Origin of the sequence: Paranoxybacillus vitaminiphilus, from assembly GCF_003259935.1 — a bacterium.
GTDB classification, from domain to species: Bacteria; Bacillota; Bacilli; order Bacillales; family Anoxybacillaceae; genus Paranoxybacillus; species Paranoxybacillus vitaminiphilus.
In genome coordinates, this window is sequence record NZ_QLMH01000002.1 from 1 (window position 1) to 20,783 (window position 20,783).

Genomic DNA, 20,783 nt, shown 5'->3' on the forward strand with positions numbered 1-20,783 from the left:
ATAATCTGGGTATCAAAAATATCAAGATAAAACATCAGGGCAACACCGCTTACCAAAAGTGCAAAAGCAATAGGCATCCCTAACGCCATGACACCGATTAACGAACCAACAAAGACAGCCAACGCCATCTTATCTTTCACCTCCAACAGCATCTCGTTTCTGACCATGATGCGATTCCATGATTTCTTCGTGAACTGCCTCCATAATTTCTTCTTCTGATTCTTTCATCCGGGTAAGTTCTTCTATCGTATCTGTTCGAAATAAAGCACGATAAGTATTAAACAATACAATGATTCCCATTCCGATACTCATAACGATACCGATTCCATAAACATAAGCTATCGGCAAACCTGTCGCAGGCGCTGTACTATGCATATTAGTCATGGTTATCTTCCAGCTTCCATCAAGAACTAGCCAGAGTACATAAAGAACGATTAAATTACTAAGAATAAAGACAACTCGTTTGGCACTCAACGGCAGTTTCTTAAGTAGCGTATCCACACCTAAATGATCGTTATCCTTCAGAGCGCCAATTGCTCCTAAAAATATCATCCAAATAAATAAGAAACGAGACATTTCTTCCGACCATGTAATACCGGAATGAAAAGCATAACGCAACACCACATTTCCAAAGACTAGAATCGCCATGAACGCTAAACATAATGCCATTAATACATGCAGCAGTTTGTCAAGCATAAGTACGATTTTTTTCATCCGCACTCCTCCTTACTAATATTGTAAAATAACTCTTAAGAGAGTACTTTTCCCCCCTTAAGAGTTACCGGTGTAACACGTTATTTTCCTGCTTCTAGTAACTGATTAACAAGATCTTTTCCAAATTCTGACGAATATTTTTCGTAAATCGGCTGTACTTTATCGACAAATTTTTGTTTTTCTTCAGGAGTTAGTTCTGTAATCACCATTCCCTGTTTTTCCAAATAGTCAAATGATTCAACATCTTCTTGTTGGTTTAATTTCCGCTGATAATCTTTTACTTCTTCTGCAGCCTTCGTAATAATCTCTTTTTCCTTGTCAGAGAGTGTATCCCAAAACTTTTTGCTAATCATAAATACACTTGCGTTATAAACATGGCCAGTTTTCGTTAAATATTTTTGCACTTCATTAAATTTACCTGTTTTTACGTTTCCGACCGGATTTTCCTGACCATCAACAACACGCTGCTCTAATGCTGTAAATAATTCCGTATACGCCATCGGAACAGGAGTAGCGCCTAATTCCTTCCACAAATCAATATGAAGCTCGTTTTCTAACGTTCTAATTTTTAGTCCCTTAATATCATCAACCGTCTTAACTTCTCTCACGTTGTTTGTTAAATGTCTGAATCCATTCTCCCAATAATTTAGACCAATCACTCCTACACTCGGTAAATCGTTTAGTAATTCTTTTCCAACATCTCCGTCCAACACTTTGTAAGCGGTTTCTGAATCTTTAAATAAAAACGGCAAATCTAAAACAGCGAAGCGTGGAGCAAATGATGAGATTGGTCCTGTCGACATGGTAGTTCCTTGGATGGAACCCATCTTCAAACCTTCGAAAACAGCTAAATCTCCTCCGAGCTGTCCATCAGGGTAAACTTCTACTTTTATCGATCCCCCTGTTTCTTTTTCGACGATTTCACCAAATTTATATAGCCCTTTTGTAAGGGAGCGATCTTTCGATGTAACAACAGCTAATTTCATTACTTTTTGTTTTGCAGTTCCAGCTTCATTGCTCTTTTCTCCTGAACTTGAACCATTAGAACACCCCACAAGAGCCAGAATACAAGTTAGCAACAAAATAAGAAGTTTTTTCAAAGTAACCACACCCCTTTTGATTGATTTCATTTTTTATAATTAATTAAAGTTTAAAATAGGCGAGTGATTTTGTCTGTGCCTTTTCTCTTATATTACTTTTTTCTGTTGAAGCTCTTGTATTTCTGATGATGATAATCCTAACATGTCATGAAGAATTTCGTAATTGTGTTCCCCTAAATCAGGTGCTATATTCCGGATGCTTCCCGGTGTCTTTTCAAATTTCGGAATAATTCCTGGCACTTTGATTTTTCCAAGACGAGGATGTTTGACTTCAATAATGTTTTCACGCGCTTGATAATGCGGATGTTCGAAAATGTCTTTAATATTTAAAATCGGGCTGACAGGGACACCGTATTTATCTAACAGCTGCAGGAGTTCTTCCCTTGGCATCGACTGAATCCAATCAGCAACAATTTGATTTATTTCGTCATTATGCTGCAATCTCCGCTCGTTTGTACAAAACTTCTCGTTTGTTAAAAGATCTTCTCTGTTCATCGCTTTAGCAAGCCGTTCAAACGTAGAATCTGTACTTGTAACTAATACAACCCAATGGCCATCCTTTGTCATAAATGTTCCCGCCGGGCTCGAGTGTCCTGTTAATCCTGGTGACCGTTCCCGAATTTTCCCCAGCTTATCGTATTCAGCAATTAAAAACTCCAACATTCGAAATACGGATTCATATAAGGCGATATCGACCATTTGTCCTTCGCCGTTCGGATTCACATCCCGGTAATAGATGGCCGTCACCGCAGCAAAAGCAACGTAAATTCCTGTAATATAATCTGTTAAAGAGAAAGGTGGACTGACAGGAGGCCGATCAGGAAACCCTTGAAGATACGTAAATCCACTAAAAGCAGTAGCGGGAGTTCCAAAGCCGGCTTTTTCACGGAACGGGCCGGTCTGTCCGTATCCTGATACACGTATCATAACTAAATTAGGATTAACTTTTTTGAGTTCTTCATATCCGCCTCCCCATTTTTCCAAGGTGCCCGGTCTAAAGTTTTCAATTAGTATGTCAACTTTACTGACAAGTTTTTTAAAAATTTCCATACCTTCTTCTTTGCGTAAATCAAGAGTGAGTGATTTTTTATTCCGGGATAAACCAGGCCATCGCAGCGGTTCATGCCCTAGAAAAGGTCCCACGTGCCGTAAAGTGTCTCCTTTTTCCGGCATTTCCACCTTAATGACATCGGCGCCAAAATCTCCGAGCAATACGGCACCAAAGGGCGCAGCAATCATAGTAGATACATCAAGTACTTTGACTCCTTCTAATGGCAATCTACTCATAGTCCTCCCTCTTTCTATTAGTTGTATAGCGTTGTTCAAGATGAAGCAGCATCCTTAATTTCATTTCAGCATTATTACTATATTTCTGTATAATATTTTCCATTTCTGATTCAAGGGATGGATCGTTTTCTGATAAACCAATCAGGTTTATTAGTCTCTTAACTTCTTCCTCAGAAATGGAACAGGGATTAATACCAATAACGACATTTAAAGCCTCATAACCCAAGGAGCTAAATAGTTCGTCGTATTTTGATTTCATAAATTTCCCCCTTTGCCGGGATGAGCGGAGGGAAAATCCCTCCATTCCCGATTAGTCCTTAGGTAAATAACCTTGCGGACTATAGCACCATAATAACCAAAGCGGCTCATTTCCCGTATTTACATGCTGATGGTATTCACCTTCTGGAATGAACATATAGTCGCCTTCTTTAAACGGGCGTCGATTTCCGTTGGCATCAACCACTTCCCCAGAACCTTTAATCACTACATCCAATTCCTCAGATCCGGGGTGGTTATGAAGAGAACTTGCTTCCCCAGGGGCAAAGATCGTAATTCCAGCCATCATATGCTTCGAACCTACAGTTTCAGGTGTGATCAGTTGGAACACCTTACGAATCTGATTTAGTTCCGGTTTGTCTAATCCTAACCATAATTCCTTCCCGTCTTTAAATGGATCGAGAACTTTAATTTTCATTTCCTCTTTCACGATTGTTTCTTTATTCATCTATCATTCCCCCTTTACATTTTAAATATTTATACAATAAATAATTTTCAGATATTTACAGATACATGATGAACGTTCTTACCTGGCGAATAAATGTCCATAATATTCCAATGACCTGCTGTCGGTGTTGGTACATTTAGCATTTCGACATCAATCACAAACGGTTTATTAGACTCGATGGCACGCTGCAGGGCAGGTTTAAACTCTTCGGCCGATTGAATTTTTACCCCTTCAATTCCATACGCTTTTGCAATGCTCGCATAATCAGGTGAATACGGTTTTCCATCTCTTTGGAACACAGTGCCGTGAGTCGTTCCGAAATGAGCTTTTTCCAGCCCGGCAATCGTACCGAACGCATAGTTGTTCATAATGACCCAGACAACCGGGATATTTTCTTCGGCAGCTGTTGCCAGTACAGCTGGATTTTGCCCGAATCCTCCATCACCGACTAAAGAAATGACTACTTTATCAGGTTGGGCAATTTTAGCTCCGAGGGCAGCTGGAGCGCCAAATCCCATTGTTGCATAACCGCCAGGAGTCAGAATTGTGCCAGGTTCATAGACTGGAAATTGCTGTCCTACCCCGTTTTTATTCCATCCGACATCCGTTGTAATATAAGCATCTCTCGGCAATACTTCGCGCACTTCTTGAAGGATGCGTTCTGGTCTCATCGGATAACCATTATTTTCAATATGTTCGTGATTCTGTCTTCTAAAATCTCGTTTATAATCAGCAATCTGTTGTTGTAATTCTTTATTTTGTTTTCCGTTCGGCACCATTTCTTTTGCCACGCGGTTAAGCACAGTCAGAGCCTGCTTTAAGTCTGCCACTACCCCAATTTCCGTAGGATAGTTCCTGCCAATTTCATTTGGATCAATATCAATATGGATCAGTTTCGTCACCGGAATATTAAAGGTATATTCCGACTCCCAAGAACTGCAATCCGCTTCAGAGAATCGTGTACCTAATGCTAAAATGAGGTCAGCATTTCGACAAGTATCATTAACAAATTTAGTTCCCCAGAAACCTGTCATTCCAAGAGTAAATGGATGATCATCCGAAATCGCTCCTTTACCCATCAAAGTATAAGCGACTGGAATGCTAAGATGATCCACAAGCTCCTGCAATTCTTTAGAAGCATCCGCTAACATGATGCCTCCGCCTACATAAATCAAAGGATTTTTCGCACTAATCAGCTTTTCAACAATTTGTTTAGCGGTTTCGTTATCGATAGAAGGTTTGTGCAGCTTTTTCGTATGATGGTTCAGTTTTTCAAATAAAGCCACATCCACTTCTTTTGAAAAAATATCCATCGGCACAGATACTAACACCGGGCCAGGTCTTCCGCTTTCTGCTAATTGGAACGCTTTTTCAATAATTTCCGGGAATAACTCCGGACGGTCTACACGCCAAGCACGTTTAACAAACGGACGATAAATTTCATATTGGGACGCATCTGCGTGAAGATTAATTTCTTGGTGCGGATGCTTTCCATAATAATGGCTTGGCACATCGCCCGCGATCACGACCATTGGTACGGAGTCAAGAGCTGCATTTGCGACACCTGTTGCCGCATTCGTTAATCCGGGACCGACATGGCACAAAACGACCGCTGTTGTCTTTTTCGCTCTTGCATATCCATCTGCCATATGTGCAGCAATTTGTTCGTGTCTTACGTTAATAAACTTGATCGTACTTTTCTCCAATGCGGCTAATACAGCGATATTCGTATGGCCGCAAAGACCGAAAATATGTTCCACACCCCGATTTTCTAAATATTTCACTAATTGATGGGAAATTAATTCTTTCATAATCCGTTATACCTCCTTGAAACTTAAAATGACCTTGCCAAAGTTACCTGAAGCAGCCATTTCATAAGCATGCCGATAATCGGTAACCGGTAAAATTTTAGACACGATCGGATCAATAGGAAACGATGGATCTCGTAAATACTCAATTGCTTGTAGATAATCGGATGGGAACTGATAAATAATCGTTCCGTATAACGTCAATTCGTTGCGCACGATATGAATAACTGGAAAATTGGCCTCCTGTACCAAACCAATTAAAACGATAGCTCCCCCCGGGTTTACCAGCTTAATCCCTTGTTCAACAGAGCTTTTTGTTCCTGCCGCTTCAAACACAACATCAAACGTTTCATTTTGCAGCTCCTGCGGGAAAATGGTGTGAATATCGCCAATTTTTTTAACGAGTTCAAGCTTCTTGTCGTTAATATCAATCGCTGTCACTTTTGCTCCTAAATGGTGCGCTAACGCAGCCGCTAACATCCCTTCATTGCCGCAGCCGATAATCGCAATCGATGTATCTTTCGTAATGTGTACTTTTTTAAAAGCATGTACAATCACCGCAAACGGTTCAATTAACACCGCTCTTTCATCCGGTAAGTCATCAGGAATCGGCAAAACATATTTTGATGAAATAAGGAACTCTTGTGAAAACCCCCCGTCCGCATTGACGCCTAATGACTTTTTATTGCGGCAAATGTTCGTATAGCCTTTTACACATAAATCACACGTTCCGCAATACGTATTTGGCAGAACAACGACCCGGGTTCCTATGTCATGCTTCGCCTTCTTTCCTTTTTCCACCACGATGCCTAATAGTTCGTGACCGGGCCGTATGGGATACGTAGCATAGTGAAGTTTTCCTTTGAAAACACTTAAATCAGAGCCGCAAATTCCTCCATAAATGACTTGAATTTTTACTTCATCATCTTTAGGAGGAGGCAGAGAGTTTACATGCCGCAGTTCTAGTTCGTTTGGTTTTTTTAAATATAGCTCCAGCATTATGTCCACCACCATGTTCATTTCGCTCGTAAACTACTTAATCTATTCCGGGATTTGGAACACAATCATCTTTAACTCTGTCATCTCTTCAATCGCATAACGCGGACCTTCTCGGCCGATGCCGCTGTTCTTCACACCACCATAAGGCCAATGATCTAATCGAAAATTAGACGTTCCGTTTATAACGACTCCTCCTACTTCTAATTCATGTGCTACTTTGTAAGCTAAATCAATTTGATTCGTAAAGAGCCCGGCCTGGAGCCCAAAGGAAGAATCATTCGCCTCTTCAATCGCTTCCTCAATTGTTTGATAAGGAATAATACTTACCACTGGGCCAAACACTTCTTGACAAACTACTTTGCTATGTTTAGGAGGGTTAAGTAAAATAGTAGGTTCTACGGTCGCTCCGTGTTTTTTACCTCCGAATATTAGCTTTGCCCCCGATTTCAATGCTTCTTCAATCCAATCCATCACGCGCTCGGCAGCCATTTCATCGACTAAGCATCCAACGTCTGTGTCCGGCAATAGCGGATCTCCAATTTTCAGCTTTGCCACTTCTTCTTTTAAAAGTTGTGTAAATGGTTCAACAACGGACTGATGAACGTAGATTCTTTGCACCGATATGCAGCTTTGCCCTGAATTGCTATATCCTGTTTTTGCACAAAGGGCAGCAGCACGTTGTAAATCGGCATCTTCATGAACAATGGTCGCTGCATTTCCCCCAAGCTCAAGCAGCACTTTTTTCATTCCGGCAAGCTCGCATATATTGCGGCTGGCGACGACTCCACCGGTAAACGAAATGACATTGACGCGGTCATCTTTGACGATTTGCTGTCCGACTTCCACTCCACCGAGAACCATGTTTATACCACGCTCTGGAAATCCAGCTTCCAGCAATAGTTTTAATAATTCCGTTGCGATCAACGGAGTTTGCGGCGCCGGCTTTAAAATAATGCTATTGCCTGCTGCAAACGCCGGCCCTATTTTATGACAAATAAGGTTTAACGGCGCGTTGAATGGTGTAATCGCAGCGACAACTCCAACCGGAACACGGAACGTCATCGCCATCGCTTTCGTTCCCCTTTTCGAAGCATCCCCGGGGATCGTTTCTCCCATTAATCTTTTTGCTTCTTCGGCGGATTGCTCCAACGTTTCAATCGAACGGGACACTTCATCTAATGTATTTTTTAAAGGCTTTCCTAATTCAAGAGAAATGAGTCTAGCAAACTTTTCCTTTTCGTTTTCAAGCAGCATAGCTGCTTTCTTTAAAATCTTGGCACGTTCATAAGAAGGAATGCGGGCAATCTCCTTTTTCGCTTCATAAGCGGACTTTAAAGCATTTTCAACATCTTCAGCCGTTGAAAACCATTGTTCACCAATCACTTCCCCGGAGTAAGGACTTTTGACAGGCACGATTTGCCGATTCGAATCAATCCATTTCCCGTTAATATATGGCTGTGCTTTTCTCACTGTAATCACCTACTTTTCAAGATGACGTTTAGAAGGTCCTGAGTAACGAACTAAATCGTCCCGGTTCGGACATGGTCCTTTAATCAATACTCCATTTTTCAGTTCTTCAAAAGCATGGGCGACAATTCCCATTCCTCTTGAAAGGGCAAAAATTCCTTTTGCTGATTCAGCAGGGATCGATAACTCGCATTGGATTGCAGCAGCAACACCATCGATATTCATCGTGATTTTCTTCTTTTTCCATTGTTCCAGGTGTGCCCGGTATGCCTCCGCAATCATTAAATATCGTCCTTCTATTTCTCCTTCTTCAACTAAGTTTTGGGCTAACTCGTAAAGCCGTCTGACACGGGGATCATCATCATGCAGCTGATGACCAAATCCCGGTAATTTCTTTCCTTCATTCTTAAATTTTTCAAACTGTTCTTCTACAATCGAAGAAATGCTCCGCTGTGGGTGGGCAGCAACGAATGAAGCTGTGGAATAAAACAAATGCATCGCCTTTTCTACAGCTCCCCCATGCACATCGCCAAGTACATTAATTCCCGTTGCTACACAGGAATTAAACGATATGCCACAAGTAGCTGCCATTCTTGCCGCTGCAATCGAAGGAGCGCGCGGACCGTGATCCGCTCCTGCTACGAGAACGCATTCTAACAGCTTCGCCTTTTTTTCACTCAAAATCTCCCCGCATAATAATAGATAAAGCATTTGGCTGTAAGATACGTTCCCGATCAATTCCTCAATCGGATATCCTCTAATAATAATTTCATTTTTTTTAATATCGCTGATGGATGTCTCCCACCAGGCCGTTCCATTGGCATACATATCTAAGGCGCTTCTTTGCTTCATCTATGTTCTCTCCTTGTGGACAAGCATCTGTATGATTTATGGCGCAAGAAATTGAAACACGTTTGTTAGATCGATCTAAAAAGGCAGCTATGGAATTCTCACTATAAATTCTTCATCTAAACTGTTTATTAGATCGATCTAAAAATCACTTTTTTTATTAATCTATTAGATCGATCTAATTTATTTGTTTGTTAGATCGATCTAAAACAACTTTTTAATTATACTCCCCCATGATTCCTCCCTTCATATGATGATTGGCGACATCAAAGATAAAAAGTCATCACAACTAAACCAATTAGATCGATCTAATAAATTATCGGAATGGTGTGATTTATCAGAAAAGTGCATCACTTTACGCTGATTATATGTTCTTTTGTAAACGTTGTCAATACCAAAATATTTTTTCGATGAAAAATGCAACGAAAATACTGACGGCCATATAGCCGAGCGCAAACCAAATGTTCCATACTCCAATGCGGTACGGATTCGTTTTCAATTCTTCCGCTAAAATCGACACAGATATGTTGTAAGGACTATACATCACGGTCGATAAGCTGCAGCATATCAACACAATCGATAAAGGAACGGCAGGAATCGTTGGCAAAATCGGCTGCAATAATGAAGCAAGTAAAGTGAGCCCGACTAAAGGATGAAACCCGATAAAAGAAGTAACGAGAAAATAGATGCCAATCATGGCATACAACCACAGCGTTTGTTTTGTTCCAAGTTGGAACATTGCTTCCAACACCGTCTGCAATCGAGAACGAGACAACATTTCCACAAAAAGCCCGGCGCTCAAAAACATAAAAAAATAATTGGCTAATCCTTTCGTCCGCTCTTTCCAATGCTGTGTTGCGATGACGATATATCGTTTTGTTCTTCTAATTAACATCGCCCACAATAGAGAAACTGGAACGAGCAAAATGACGACAGAAAACAGAAATCCTTTATGAAACAGATGCTGTATCGACGAAACCGCGAAAATAAATACGACTAGCATGGCTATCAATTGGATCACTTTTTGATACAGTTGTTTGGAATGTTCAGTCTGCAAATCAACCTGTGATACAGAAAGATGGCGGTATTTATATGATGTGAAAAACCATTCGACAATGACCATTATCATGACGATGAAAAGCAGGATCGGCAAGATGATATAATATTTTACATTTGTCATATCGATCGTTGTGCTTATCATCACTTCCATCGGACTCCATGTAAGACATAACGCATATGCCCGCAATAAATTTTGTGTATAAAACTTATTGGCGATATGTTTCGGAAGCTCCCTCAATGCGGCATGAAGCGATTTTACTAACAGCGGCACTGTCGCAATATTAAGAAACAGCCCTAATAAGTGGCAAACACTAAAACTGCGCCGGTATAACGTACCCATATCCGTCATCTTATGCTGCAGCCATAAGCTAAGATTTTGATCGTAACGGCCGACACGAATAAGCGAATTCATAAACGGCAATACGAAAAAAAGAGAAAGTAATCCCAGTACTTGCTCGAAATGCAAAATAAATGTATACCATGGGAGCTTATTGTATATAAATAAAATCGTTCCAACAACCAAAAAAATAGCGCCTGATATGAAATAGACTCCTTTAGCATAAAAAGCTGAAATCACTAATGCAGCTGCAGCTATCATTCCAATACTATAGTTGATAATAGGCTCGGAAATAAACTGGGATACGATATACAATGCGATTAGTGCAGTATAAACATAAATACGCACTCTTTATCTCATCCTTTCATCATTAAAATTCAGCCGGACCTTTTCTCATTTTTCTTTCGGCACAGGCCTGTTTTTCCACAGAACAAACATACAGTCCATCCTTTCTTTCATGAATTTGGATATAAATTGAAACTTCCATTTATATCCTCAAATATCCATATGCATCTGTCAATACCTTTCATTTCGATTGTTCCGCTTTTTTATATAGGTCTTGACAAAATTCCTTTTCTGATAGATAATTCTGAAAAAATCGTTCATAATGAAAACGGTACGGGACTAGTAGATCGATGGAACGTGCAAGAGAGTGGAACCCATAGGCTGGAAGGTTCCTCACGGGAAGTCGATTGAACCTGCCCTGCACGGCCGCTTATGCAAACATAAGCCGTCTTTCCCACGTTACGGGACAAGAGTTGGGTGCGCATGCACCAAAAAAGGTGGTACCGCGGAAACGCTTTTTCCGTCCTTTTACAGGAAGGGGAAAAGCGTTTTTTCTTTAATTCATATAAATAAAGCCGTTAAAAACTTCATAAATCACCCGTTTTTAAGGAAGAGAATAACTAGTCGACAAAAGAGGTGATCGGATGAAAAAACAGCGGGTGGTCGTCAAAATTGGCAGCAGCTCTCTTACCGATAAGAAAGGCGCGCTTTCTGAACAAAAGCTTTTCGATCATGTCGAAGCGCTTGCCTATTTAAAAGAGTTAGGTCATGAAGTCATTTTAATCTCTTCGGGTGCGGTCGCTGCTGGTTTCGGTCCGCTCGGCTATCCATCGCGGCCGAAAGCAACGGCAGGAAAACAAGCAGCGGCAGCCGTTGGGCAAGGTTTATTAATGCAAGGCTATATTTCGGCATTCCGGCAATTTGGGATTGTTACCGGACAAATTTTACTGACGAGAGAAGATTTTTATAGCCGGGAACGGTTTCATAACTTATTCTCGACGATATCCGAATTGTTAAATTGCGGCGTAGTACCGATCATTAATGAAAATGATTCCGTTTCCGTTGAAGAACTGACTTTCGGTGACAATGATATGCTTTCCGCCCTTGTCAGCGGATTTTTACACGCCGATGCTTTAATTATTTTAACGGATATTAACGGTTTATACGATCGCGATCCGAAAACGAATAAAGACGCGAAAAAATACAACTTCCTGGCCGAAATTACGGACGATTTAATCGAAGCAGCAGGCGGCAGCGGTTCATCTGTTGGAACTGGAGGGATGAAATCAAAACTGCTTGCAGCGCAAAAAGCCCTTTCATTTGGGGTAAGCGTGTTTGTCGGAACAGGTAAAGGAAAAGAAAAGCTTCGCGACATTTTAGAAGGAAAAGGAGACGGCACATATATTGGCGCCCCGTTTCAATCCCATATGCAAATGCGAAAGCAGTGGATCGCCTACCACGCACATGTTGCCGGGAAAATTGAAGTCGACGAAGGAGCAGAAGCCGCCCTTTTACGGCGTGAAAAAAGTCTATTGCCAGCCGGTGTAACAAATGTTTTCGGTACATTCCAGGCACTTGATGTCGTCGAAGTCGTCAATCAAAAAGGAGCCGTTATCGGCAGAGGTCAAGTGTATTACTCTTCCGCTGACTTAGAAAAAGTAAAAGGATGGTCAAGCGATAAAGCAAAACTATATTCCATCAATCATCGGCCGGAAGTCATTCATCGCGATAACTGGGTATCATTAAGAAAGGAGAGTTTGGTAAAATGAGCGAATTATTAACAAAAGCCCAACAATTAAAAAAAGCAGCAAAAACATTAGCGGTTCTATCGACGAATGAAAAAAATGAAGCATTGGCTAAAATTGCCGATGCGCTCATTGAACAAAAGGAATGGATTCTTGAGGAAAATGAAAAAGATGTCGCACTTGGAAAAGAACAAGGACTTTCTCCCGCATTAATTGATCGCCTGCAGCTGACAAACGAGCGCCTCATGCAAATCGTCGATGGCGTCCGCCAAGTGATCAACCTTCCTGATCCAATTGGCGAAACGGTCGAAGAATGGACCCGGCCAAATGGATTACGAATCAAAAACATTCGTGTTCCTCTTGGCGTCATCGGCATGGTGTATGAGGCGCGGCCGAATGTAACCGTCGATGCGGCAACCCTTTGCTTAAAAGCAGGAAATGCGGTACTGCTGCGCGGAAGCTCATCGGCGCTCCGTTCCAATAAAGCACTCGTTCACGTCATGCAGCAAGCTCTGGCCCATTCGGCTATTCCTGCAGATGCCGTCCAGCTTTTGGAAGATACAAGCCGCGAAACGGCGAATCAAATGTTTCAACTAAACGAGTATTTAGACGTATTAATTCCACGGGGGGGAGCCGGCCTCATCCAGTCTGTGATTCGAAACGCAACCGTTCCTGTCTTAGAAACAGGGGTTGGCAATTGCCATATTTTTATTGATGAATCCGCCCAAAAACAAATGGCCATTGACATTGTCCTTAACGCCAAAACACAGCGTCCATCCGTCTGCAACGCTGTCGAAACTGTTTTAATTCACGAAAACTGGCCTTACGTCCAAGAGTTGTTGGCCGCTTTACACAGCAAAGGTGTCGAGCTTCGCGGCGACAACACGCTTTTCTCCTCGTACTCATTTGTTCATCAAGCAAATGAAGCGGATTGGAGCACGGAATATTTAGCACCGATTTTAGCGGTCAAACTCGTTAAAAATGTGAAGGAAGCGATTCAGCATATTGATCAATATGGAACAAAGCATTCCGAAGCCATTGTTTCTGAGAATCAGGAAAACGTTCACTTATTCTTTCAATCGATCGATGCTGCTGTTCTTTATCATAACGCATCGACCCGCTTTACAGATGGCGAACAATTCGGCTATGGAGCGGAGATTGGCATTAGCACGCAAAAATTGCACGCCCGCGGCCCAATGGGATTGCGCGCCATTACAACGACGAAATCGCTTGTATATGGAACAGGACAAATTCGGGTGTAAAAAACAGCCAGCCTCCACACCGGGGGGGCTGGCATTTATTAATCGCTAGTTTCGTATAGTATAAACCCACCTTACTTGCCCGGTAATCCATGCCGCTTCTTCGCTTGCGAGAAAACGAATAAGCCGGGCGGCATCATGCGGGATGCCGATTCGGCCGAACGGGAATTTTGGGAGGAGTTGTTGTTTAATTTCTTCGTTCATCCATCCCGTATCCGTCGGCCTCGGATTAATCGCATTAACAGTAATGCCTTTTGCCGCCGCTTCAACAGCAAACGTTTTCACAACTGCCTCTATTGCTCCTTTAATTTCATTCAAAAAGTGAGATACATAAAATAAACCACATTTCATTTTTCAAATAATGTTCTATTCAATCTAGGAATGTACATTACCAAAAATAACGAACGACCTAAACTAAAAATAATAAACGAAAGCCATAACCCATGATTATGCAAAGAAGGTGTAAACATCAGCAGAAAAATAACATAGAACGCCAGCGAGATAAGCATTGAGTTCCGAATGGGAGCTGTTTTTGTTGCACCTGTAAAAACACCGTAAAAAATTAAGCCGAAACCCGCTGCAACAGGGAAAATAGCCACCCAAACACTATACGAGCTGGCAAGTTTAATCACGTTTTCATTGTTTGTAAACACTTGTAGAATTGGATTTTTAAGCGCTATATAAACGAGCATAACGAGCAAAGAAGAAATGATTGCCCACTGGAAAGACAATAATAAAGTACGTTTATACAAACTTTCGTCTTTTGCACCGACAGCTTTCCCGACTAAAATACTGCTTGCATTGGCAAATCCGTCAAAAAAATAGGCCATGATGTAATGGATTTGAATAAGAACGGTATTTGCCGCTAAAATTTCAGTGCCAAACGTTGCACCTTTCGCCGTAAACATGTTAAATACTGTTAATAAACAAATAGTACGAATAAACAAGTCTCGATTGACCGTCATCATTTTCTTAAACTCTTCTATATTCCACAGTTCGTTGCTGGAAATTGCAGAAAGACGGAGATTTAAAGACTTTAAAACCATATACATGCCAATCAAAAATGCACTCATTTCTGCAATCAATGTAGCGGCAGCTACGCCTTTCACTCCTTGATGAAGGATATTAACAAAAAATAAATCAAGCACAATATTCAATGCATTCATAAACACTTGTAAAAATAAAGAAATTTTAATACGCGTCATTCCCATAAGCCAGCCGAGAATGACATAGTTAGCTAACGCAAATGGTGCTCCCCAAATACGAAGTGAAAAATACTCGTCTGCAAATATGGTTACATTTTTATCTGGATTGATCAGTGTTAATGCGCTGGACTTAATCGGTGACTGAATCAAGATAAAAATGATTCCAATGAATAACGCAATGAGAAACGGTCTTGCTAAATACAGAAAACATTGCTTGTCATCTTGCGCACCATAGGCTTGAGCCGTAAAACCGGACGTGCTCACTCTTAAAAAGCCGAACAACCAATACATCGTATTAAAAATAATCGTTCCTACCGCTACACCACCAATGTATGCTGGATTAGAAAGTTGTCCTACAACTGCGGTATCGACAGCTCCTAATAGTGGAGTAGTAATGGTTGAAATAATGAGCGGGATTGCTAAAGAAAGGTATGTTCGATGAGTCATTGTTGTCCCCCTTAACTTTCAAACAAGCTTATTAGCTTTTTCGTGTATGGATGACGTTGTAAAGAGAACAATTCATCTTTATAAAAGCTGTCGAGAAAAACCCCTTCTTTCATCACGAAAATACGCTCACTCAAAAAATAAACTGTCGAAAGATCGTGAGAAATAAATAAATATGAGAGGTTCAATTGTTTTTGCAATTCCTTTAAGAGATTTAATATTTGTTGTTGTGTACATACATCTAAACTTGCGGTTGGTTCATCTAAGATGATAATGGATGGCTCTATACTAATCGCTCGGGCGATAGATACACGTTGCTTTTGACCACCGCTTAACTCATGGGGATAACAATACAAGTAACGCTTTGGCAACCCTACCATTTCCATCAATCGGGCAGCGCATCGTTCCCGATCCTCTCTGACATCTTGTATATAAACAGGTGTTATTTCAGGATGCGTATCCAAAACTTCCATTAGTGAATCCATAATCTTTAGTTTCGGATTAATGGCTGCTGACGGGTTTTGAAATACAGCTTGCATATGGTGGCGCACTTTTCGAATTTCTCTTTTCTTCATCAAGTGCAATGGCTTGTCGTATAAAAAAATTTCTCCTTCCTCCAGCTTTTCTAACATAAGCAAGCAGCGCGCCAATGTACTTTTTCCGCTGCCGCTTTCTCCGATAAGCCCTACACATTCGCCTTTTTTTATCGATATAGACACACCGTTTACAGCCCGATAACCGGATGAATACGTTTTTTTAATATTTCTGGCAGTCAGTACATCCAACATCATGATTGCTTCCCTTCTATTGTAAAACGATGTTTTGATCTAAACGTCTAATGGTCGGTGCAGCATTTAATAATAATTTCGTATAAGGATGAGAAGGATGATACATGATTGTTTCTTTTGTTCCTATTTCAACAATCTCTCCTTGTTTCATGACTCCGATCGTATTGGAATATTTTTTAGCTTGCCTTATATCATGTGTAATAAATAAAATCGAACAATTCATTTTCTTTTTCATGTTTGCCATTATCTCTAACACATGGATTGTTGTGATGCTGTCAAGCGCAGTAGTCGGCTCGTCCGCAATGAGTAGTTTAGGTTTAAGCATCATCGCCATGGCAATGGATGCCCGTTGCAGTTGCCCTCCGCTTAACTGAAACGGATAACTATCATACACACGCTCTGCGGGTAATTGTACCTCTTCCAACGCTTCAAGTGCCTTTTCTCTTCTTTCTTCTTTTGTTAGTTGACAATGAGCCTGTATCATTTCATCCATTTGTTTTCCTATTTTAATAAAAGGAGTAAACGAACTTTGATAGTCTTGAAAAACAAATGAAATTTCTTTTCCTCTTAGTTTTCGAAACTCTTTATTTGAAAGCATCGTTATATCCTTATCTTCAAAACAAATGCTTCCGGATGTTATGATCATCTCTCCCGGGAGCAATCCTCCAATGGCGGAAGCGGTGATACTTTTACCGCTTCCGCTTTCACCGATCAATGTAAACCATTCCCCTTGTCGAATATTAAAGTCAACATTTTTCAAAATAGGCTTGTTATGAAAAGCAATGTTCAGTTTTCTAACAGATAGCAAGGTCATCGTATTCCCCCTTTACTTTTCTATATCCAACCGATCTCTTAACATATCCCCTGCTAAATTAGATATAAGTACTGTACACATAATGAAAATTCCAGGAATCACCATTAAATGCGGGGAACTGTAAAAGTACGGCTTGCATTCATTCAGCATTGCCCCCCACTCAGGTGTTGGAGGCTGTGCCCCTAAACCGATATAAGATAGGGAAGCAATCATTAAGATGATCTTCCCGAGATCTAACGTTGCTAAAACAAGCACATTTCCCATTACGTGAGGAAGCAAATGTTTTCGGATAATTTTATAAGCGGGTAAGCCGCTGATCACAGCCATCAACACATAATCTTTTTCCTTCTCCGCTAATACAGTACTGCGAACTAACCGCACGTAGCTCCCCCATTTCGCAACAACAATAGCCAGAACTAAATTCACCATACCCGGGCCTAAAATTCCACTGAGAACAATAGCAATAATAAAATCAGGAAAAGCAAGAAAGGCGTCTATTATTCTCATAAAATAACGATCAAATCGTCCACCGATAAATCCTGACAACATTCCTAAAGGAACTCCCACAATCAAAATAATCGTTAATACAAGAAATCCTGTACCTACAGTGACTCGTCCTCCTGCCAGTATTCTAGAAAACAAGTCTCTCCCAAGATGGTCTGTTCCTAATAAATGTTTCTCGCTTGGTTCGCTCAAGCGATCGCTCATATTGATTTCTAGCGGATCATAAGGAGCAAATGCAGGGGCAATGGCTACAGTGATTACATATGCAAATAAAAAAAGAACAGGAAGCCATTTTCTTATCATCGAATAGTCATATTTAGCAATTTTCAACGTCTTTCTACCCCTTTTAAACGTATTTCAGGGTTTAAGTATCGGTAACAAATATCAATAAAAATATTAATCATGACAATCAAAAGAGAAATAAACAATACATACCCTTGAATGACTGGATAATCCCTACGAACAATCGCATCAACGATTAATTTTCCGATTCCTGGATAGGAAAACAGTACCTCGATGACAACTGTGCCGCTAATTAAACTTCCAAGACTCATCCCGAAAATTGTGATAACGGGAATGAGCGAGTGACGGAAAACATGAAAGAAAAATATGCGCTTTTCGCTAATTCCACGTGACCTTGCCGCTTTCACATAGTCTTTATGAAAACTTTCCAACAAACTTGACCGCAGCAGTCTAACATAAGCCGCTGACATCGCAATCCCTAATGTAAGCGAAGGCAATATGAGATGCTTCCATGTCCCTTTTCCCATGCTCGGTAACAAATTAAGTTTAACGGCAAAGAGGTCCATCAAAATAAGCCCCAGCCAAAAGCTGGGGATAGAGGACCCAACAAGGGCAAATAAGCGGCTCGCATGGTCGATCCATTTATTTTTGTACAGCGCAGACAAAGTGCCCAAAGGCGCAGAAATAAAGACCATCACCATTAACGAAGTACATGTAAGCATAACCGTTGCTGGAAATCTCGACAGCAACTCATCAAAAACCGGCTTCTTTGTCATGTAAGAATGACCTAAATCAAACTGAAAAAATCGTTTTAACCAATACCAATATTGAACGTATAAAGGTTCATTCAACTTGAGTTCCTCTCGTAGTGATTCGATCTGTTCTTTCGTAACAGCCACTTCATCGACCCGGAGCATCTGCTTGACAGGATCACCCGGTGCTAATTTTATAAATACAAAACTTACAAAAGAAAGCAGGAGAAAAAATAATAGAAACTCCATCATTCTTTTCACTATATAAGCCATTTTATTTATCCACATCCAAATCTTTTGTTAACATGTAATACTCGCTTCGGCTCGTCACCCAATTTTTTACGTTATCACGATAGGCAACGATAATATTCGGATGTACGATAAAGGAATGCAGCGCTTCTTGATCAATAATCACTAACGCTTGCTTTGCCAACTCATTACGTTCATTCACTTCAACAGTTTGGTTCAACTTGTTAATGATCTTTGTTAACTGAGGATGATCAATGTGAGCGTAATTTAATGCTCCATTTGGCCCGTATGTTGCGTTCAAATAGTATGCCGCATCACCGCGAGGAGCCGTTAAATTGCTGTATGTAACCAAATCCCAATCATCGTTGTTTGCCAAATACTCATCAATATTTTCCACCTGTTGAATCTTTATCTCGATTCCAAGTTCCTTCGCTTTTGATTGCAATAGTTGGGCAATTAAAGGAAGTTCAGGACGTGCTGAGTACGTCAGTGCTTTTAATTGAACGTTTTTTCCATCTTTCGTAAGTTTCCCGTTTTCAACTTTAAATCCTGCTTGGATAAAATATTGTTTCGCCACTTCGATTCCGTGTTTCTTCTCTTCATAAGATGGTGTGAAAGGAAAATCTGTCAAGAAAGGACCTTTCGCTTCTACCGCATGTCCGCTCAAAATCTGTTCCGCAATTTCTTTGCGATCAACGAACGCATCGATAGCTTTCCGAACATTTTCATCTTTCATATATGGACTATCCATATTAAATGTCAACTGATGTGTGCGTAAGCTGGGTACGGACTGCACTTTTACATTTCCTTCTTTTTCTAACTGCTCCAGACTTTCAACCGGCGGTCTAAAAATAATATCCGCATCCCCTGATTGAAGCGCCATTAGCCGCGCATTCGCATCCTCGTTAAAGGCAAACGTCGCTTTTTCAAGTTTTGCTTTACCGTCCCAATACTTTTCAAAACGTTCAACCTTCAGAGCTACCCCTGGCTCAAAAGAAGACACCTTAAACGGTCCTGTGCCAATCGGTTTTTTATCAAAGTTCTGTTCGCTCACATCAATAATCGCTGTGTTTGGATGCACAAGCTCTGAAGGAAATTGCGGAAATACTTCTTCTGTTTCAATGATTAGCAGTTGGCCATTTGCTTCTATCTTACGAATCTTTAAAGCTGCTTTTACAGCTTGACTATCTTTGATGGCCCTTTCTAAAGAATCCTTCACAGCTTGAGCATCAACTTTTTTTCCATTATGGAAGGTGACGCCTTCACGAATTTTAATTGTCCAATGTTGTCCATCTTTGCTTTCCCATTCTTCAGCCAACCAAGGTTGAAGTTCCAGCTTCTCATTAATCTTGACAAGCGTTTCTCCGACCCCTGCACGAACAGCCGTATAATTACTATCTAAATGCGGGTCTAACGTATCCGTCGGGAAATTAAAAAGCAACGTTAATTCTTTTCCTCCTTTCTTTTCTTCCCCAGAGGATGATAGGGAACACCCAGCAAGCATAACGATAAACAGCAATATGAACAAACGTTTGAGATGTTGAAACATTTCTTTACCTCCTAACCTTCTATAAATCGTAATGATTACTATTATTGATTATGATATATAAACTTTTCATAAATGTAAATAATTTTTCCCATCAAAATAAACTATCATTCCCTATGGGGTACGCTTCTCCTTTATTCAAAATCATGCTATCATTCACTCTCTTAACTGTAAGATAAAATTTTGTTAAATTTGTGAAAGAAAATAGAATAAATTGCGAATGATGGGAACATTATGTAATGTTACGGCTAAATGAAAAAATCCGTTTTGAACGTGAATAGGATGGTTTTCAGTATTAAAACAAATTTGAATTTGTTAAGTAAGAAGCAAAAAAACACCTTCCTCATCCAAAATGACAGTTGGTTGATGGAAGGTGTTCTGCTTTTATTTCCTTTACCGCTTTTTCTTTGACGAACCGTTCCTGTCACTGTTCGCTACGTCTCACAAACAGCCGTGCCAATCCTCCTGCTGACTTCCGTTACGGATGCAATTTTTCTTTGTAATGATAACACTCCTATTAATATCGTTACTTTCTTTACAAATGAACCACAGCTACCAAACGAACAATAACATAACGGTCTTTTTTATCCCTAATACCATCTACG

General features: G+C 40.5%; 18 protein-coding genes and 1 pseudogene. 2 read left to right on the forward strand and 17 right to left on the reverse strand.

What is annotated here, in order from left to right; genetic code table 11:
- Positions 1 to 129 precede the first annotated feature (129 nt).
- The 10 genes from B0I26_RS02425 to B0I26_RS02470 form a co-directional block, all read right to left on the reverse strand.
- The gene (locus B0I26_RS02425) at positions 130 to 714 is read right to left on the reverse strand and encodes a TRAP transporter small permease (RefSeq protein WP_111643897.1); all 585 of its coding nucleotides are present in this window, start codon (positions 712 to 714) and stop codon (positions 130 to 132) included.
- Positions 715 to 794: 80 nt separating this feature from the next.
- Positions 795 to 1,814: a TRAP transporter substrate-binding protein gene (locus B0I26_RS02430; RefSeq protein WP_111643898.1), complete on the reverse strand. Its 1,020-nt coding sequence runs from the start codon at positions 1,812 to 1,814 to the stop codon at positions 795 to 797.
- Positions 1,815 to 1,901: 87 nt separating this feature from the next.
- Entirely contained in the window at positions 1,902 to 3,101 is a 1,200-nt protein-coding gene (locus B0I26_RS02435; protein WP_111643899.1) for a CaiB/BaiF CoA transferase family protein, read from the reverse strand.
- Complete coding sequence (locus B0I26_RS02440; protein ID WP_111643900.1) at positions 3,094 to 3,360, reverse strand: hypothetical protein; 267 nt, start codon at positions 3,358 to 3,360, stop codon at positions 3,094 to 3,096. Before B0I26_RS02440 ends, B0I26_RS02435 begins: the two co-directional genes overlap by 8 nt.
- Positions 3,361 to 3,411: 51 nt before the next feature.
- Positions 3,412 to 3,825 (reverse strand): cupin domain-containing protein, encoded by a 414-nt coding sequence (locus tag B0I26_RS02445; protein ID WP_245934699.1) that lies wholly within the window; start codon positions 3,823 to 3,825, stop codon positions 3,412 to 3,414.
- Between the two features lie 47 nt (positions 3,826 to 3,872).
- Positions 3,873 to 5,636 carry a thiamine pyrophosphate-binding protein gene (locus B0I26_RS02450; RefSeq protein WP_111643901.1) on the reverse strand — a complete coding sequence of 588 codons (1,764 nt, stop codon included), beginning with the start codon at positions 5,634 to 5,636 and terminating at the stop codon, positions 3,873 to 3,875.
- A 6-nt stretch (positions 5,637 to 5,642) separates the two neighbouring features.
- Positions 5,643 to 6,632 carry a zinc-dependent alcohol dehydrogenase gene (locus B0I26_RS02455; protein ID WP_111643902.1) on the reverse strand — a complete coding sequence of 330 codons (990 nt, stop codon included), beginning with the start codon at positions 6,630 to 6,632 and terminating at the stop codon, positions 5,643 to 5,645.
- Positions 6,633 to 6,674: 42 nt separating this feature from the next.
- Entirely contained in the window at positions 6,675 to 8,102 is a 1,428-nt protein-coding gene (locus B0I26_RS02460; RefSeq protein WP_409991402.1) for an aldehyde dehydrogenase family protein, read from the reverse strand.
- Positions 8,103 to 8,111: 9 nt separating this feature from the next.
- Positions 8,112 to 8,951 carry a citryl-CoA lyase gene (locus B0I26_RS02465; protein WP_111643903.1) on the reverse strand — a complete coding sequence of 280 codons (840 nt, stop codon included), beginning with the start codon at positions 8,949 to 8,951 and terminating at the stop codon, positions 8,112 to 8,114.
- A 385-nt stretch (positions 8,952 to 9,336) separates the two neighbouring features.
- Entirely contained in the window at positions 9,337 to 10,692 is a 1,356-nt protein-coding gene (locus B0I26_RS02470; protein ID WP_245934700.1) for a hypothetical protein, read from the reverse strand.
- A 581-nt stretch (positions 10,693 to 11,273) separates the two neighbouring features.
- Here B0I26_RS02470 and proB point away from each other — a divergent pair.
- Both proB and B0I26_RS02480 read left to right on the forward strand, forming a co-directional pair.
- On the forward strand, positions 11,274 to 12,398 hold the full coding sequence (proB, locus tag B0I26_RS02475; protein ID WP_111643904.1) for a glutamate 5-kinase: 1,125 nt from the start codon (positions 11,274 to 11,276) through the stop codon (positions 12,396 to 12,398).
- Positions 12,395 to 13,636: a glutamate-5-semialdehyde dehydrogenase gene (locus B0I26_RS02480; protein ID WP_111643905.1), complete on the forward strand. Its 1,242-nt coding sequence runs from the start codon at positions 12,395 to 12,397 to the stop codon at positions 13,634 to 13,636. The genes proB and B0I26_RS02480 overlap by 4 nt, the downstream gene beginning before the upstream one ends.
- A gap of 45 nt (positions 13,637 to 13,681) precedes the next feature.
- Here B0I26_RS02480 and B0I26_RS02485 read toward each other — a convergent pair.
- From B0I26_RS02485 to nikA, 7 genes and pseudogenes are all read right to left on the reverse strand, one after another.
- Positions 13,682 to 13,939, reverse strand: a pseudogene (locus B0I26_RS02485) (SDR family oxidoreductase); the annotation flags it as partial.
- A 41-nt stretch (positions 13,940 to 13,980) separates the two neighbouring features.
- Complete coding sequence (locus B0I26_RS02490) at positions 13,981 to 15,285, reverse strand: MATE family efflux transporter (RefSeq protein WP_111643907.1); 1,305 nt, start codon at positions 15,283 to 15,285, stop codon at positions 13,981 to 13,983.
- 11 nt (positions 15,286 to 15,296) lie between these two features.
- Entirely contained in the window at positions 15,297 to 16,070 is a 774-nt protein-coding gene (locus tag B0I26_RS02495; RefSeq protein WP_111644314.1) for an ABC transporter ATP-binding protein, read from the reverse strand.
- A gap of 16 nt (positions 16,071 to 16,086) precedes the next feature.
- Positions 16,087 to 16,884, reverse strand: a complete 798-nt coding sequence (locus B0I26_RS02500) for an ABC transporter ATP-binding protein (protein WP_111643908.1) — start codon at positions 16,882 to 16,884, stop codon at positions 16,087 to 16,089.
- A 12-nt stretch (positions 16,885 to 16,896) separates the two neighbouring features.
- The gene (nikC, locus tag B0I26_RS02505) at positions 16,897 to 17,691 is read right to left on the reverse strand and encodes a nickel transporter permease (RefSeq protein ID WP_181502699.1); all 795 of its coding nucleotides are present in this window, start codon (positions 17,689 to 17,691) and stop codon (positions 16,897 to 16,899) included.
- Positions 17,692 to 17,714: 23 nt separating this feature from the next.
- Entirely contained in the window at positions 17,715 to 18,656 is a 942-nt protein-coding gene (gene nikB / locus B0I26_RS02510) for a nickel ABC transporter permease (RefSeq protein ID WP_111643910.1), read from the reverse strand.
- A 1-nt stretch (position 18,657) separates the two neighbouring features.
- Positions 18,658 to 20,181: a nickel ABC transporter substrate-binding protein gene (gene nikA, locus B0I26_RS02515; protein ID WP_111643911.1), complete on the reverse strand. Its 1,524-nt coding sequence runs from the start codon at positions 20,179 to 20,181 to the stop codon at positions 18,658 to 18,660.
- Between the last annotated feature and the right edge of the window lie 602 nt (positions 20,182 to 20,783).

Bases quoted from the DNA above. Each gene is read 5' to 3' on its own strand.
- B0I26_RS02435 (WP_111643899.1), bottom strand. From the start codon at position 3,101: ATGAGTAGATTGCCATTAGAAGGAGTCAAAGTACTTGATGTATCTACT.
- B0I26_RS02425 (WP_111643897.1), bottom strand. From the start codon at position 714: ATGAAAAAAATCGTACTTATGCTTGACAAACTGCTGCATGTATTAATG.
- nikB (WP_111643910.1), bottom strand. From the start codon at position 18,656: ATGGCTTATATAGTGAAAAGAATGATGGAGTTTCTATTATTTTTTCTC.
- B0I26_RS02455 (WP_111643902.1), bottom strand. From the start codon at position 6,632: ATGCTGGAGCTATATTTAAAAAAACCAAACGAACTAGAACTGCGGCAT.
- proB (WP_111643904.1), top strand. From the start codon at position 11,274: ATGAAAAAACAGCGGGTGGTCGTCAAAATTGGCAGCAGCTCTCTTACC.
- B0I26_RS02450 (WP_111643901.1), bottom strand. From the start codon at position 5,636: ATGAAAGAATTAATTTCCCATCAATTAGTGAAATATTTAGAAAATCGG.
- B0I26_RS02495 (WP_111644314.1), bottom strand. From the start codon at position 16,070: ATGTTGGATGTACTGACTGCCAGAAATATTAAAAAAACGTATTCATCC.
- B0I26_RS02445 (WP_245934699.1), bottom strand. From the start codon at position 3,825: ATGAATAAAGAAACAATCGTGAAAGAGGAAATGAAAATTAAAGTTCTC.
- B0I26_RS02480 (WP_111643905.1), top strand. From the start codon at position 12,395: ATGAGCGAATTATTAACAAAAGCCCAACAATTAAAAAAAGCAGCAAAA.
- nikA (WP_111643911.1), bottom strand. From the start codon at position 20,181: ATGTTTCAACATCTCAAACGTTTGTTCATATTGCTGTTTATCGTTATG.
- nikC (WP_181502699.1), bottom strand. From the start codon at position 17,691: ATGATAAGAAAATGGCTTCCTGTTCTTTTTTTATTTGCATATGTAATC.
- B0I26_RS02490 (WP_111643907.1), bottom strand. From the start codon at position 15,285: ATGACTCATCGAACATACCTTTCTTTAGCAATCCCGCTCATTATTTCA.
- B0I26_RS02465 (WP_111643903.1), bottom strand. From the start codon at position 8,951: ATGAAGCAAAGAAGCGCCTTAGATATGTATGCCAATGGAACGGCCTGG.
- B0I26_RS02500 (WP_111643908.1), bottom strand. From the start codon at position 16,884: ATGACCTTGCTATCTGTTAGAAAACTGAACATTGCTTTTCATAACAAG.
- B0I26_RS02440 (WP_111643900.1), bottom strand. From the start codon at position 3,360: ATGAAATCAAAATACGACGAACTATTTAGCTCCTTGGGTTATGAGGCT.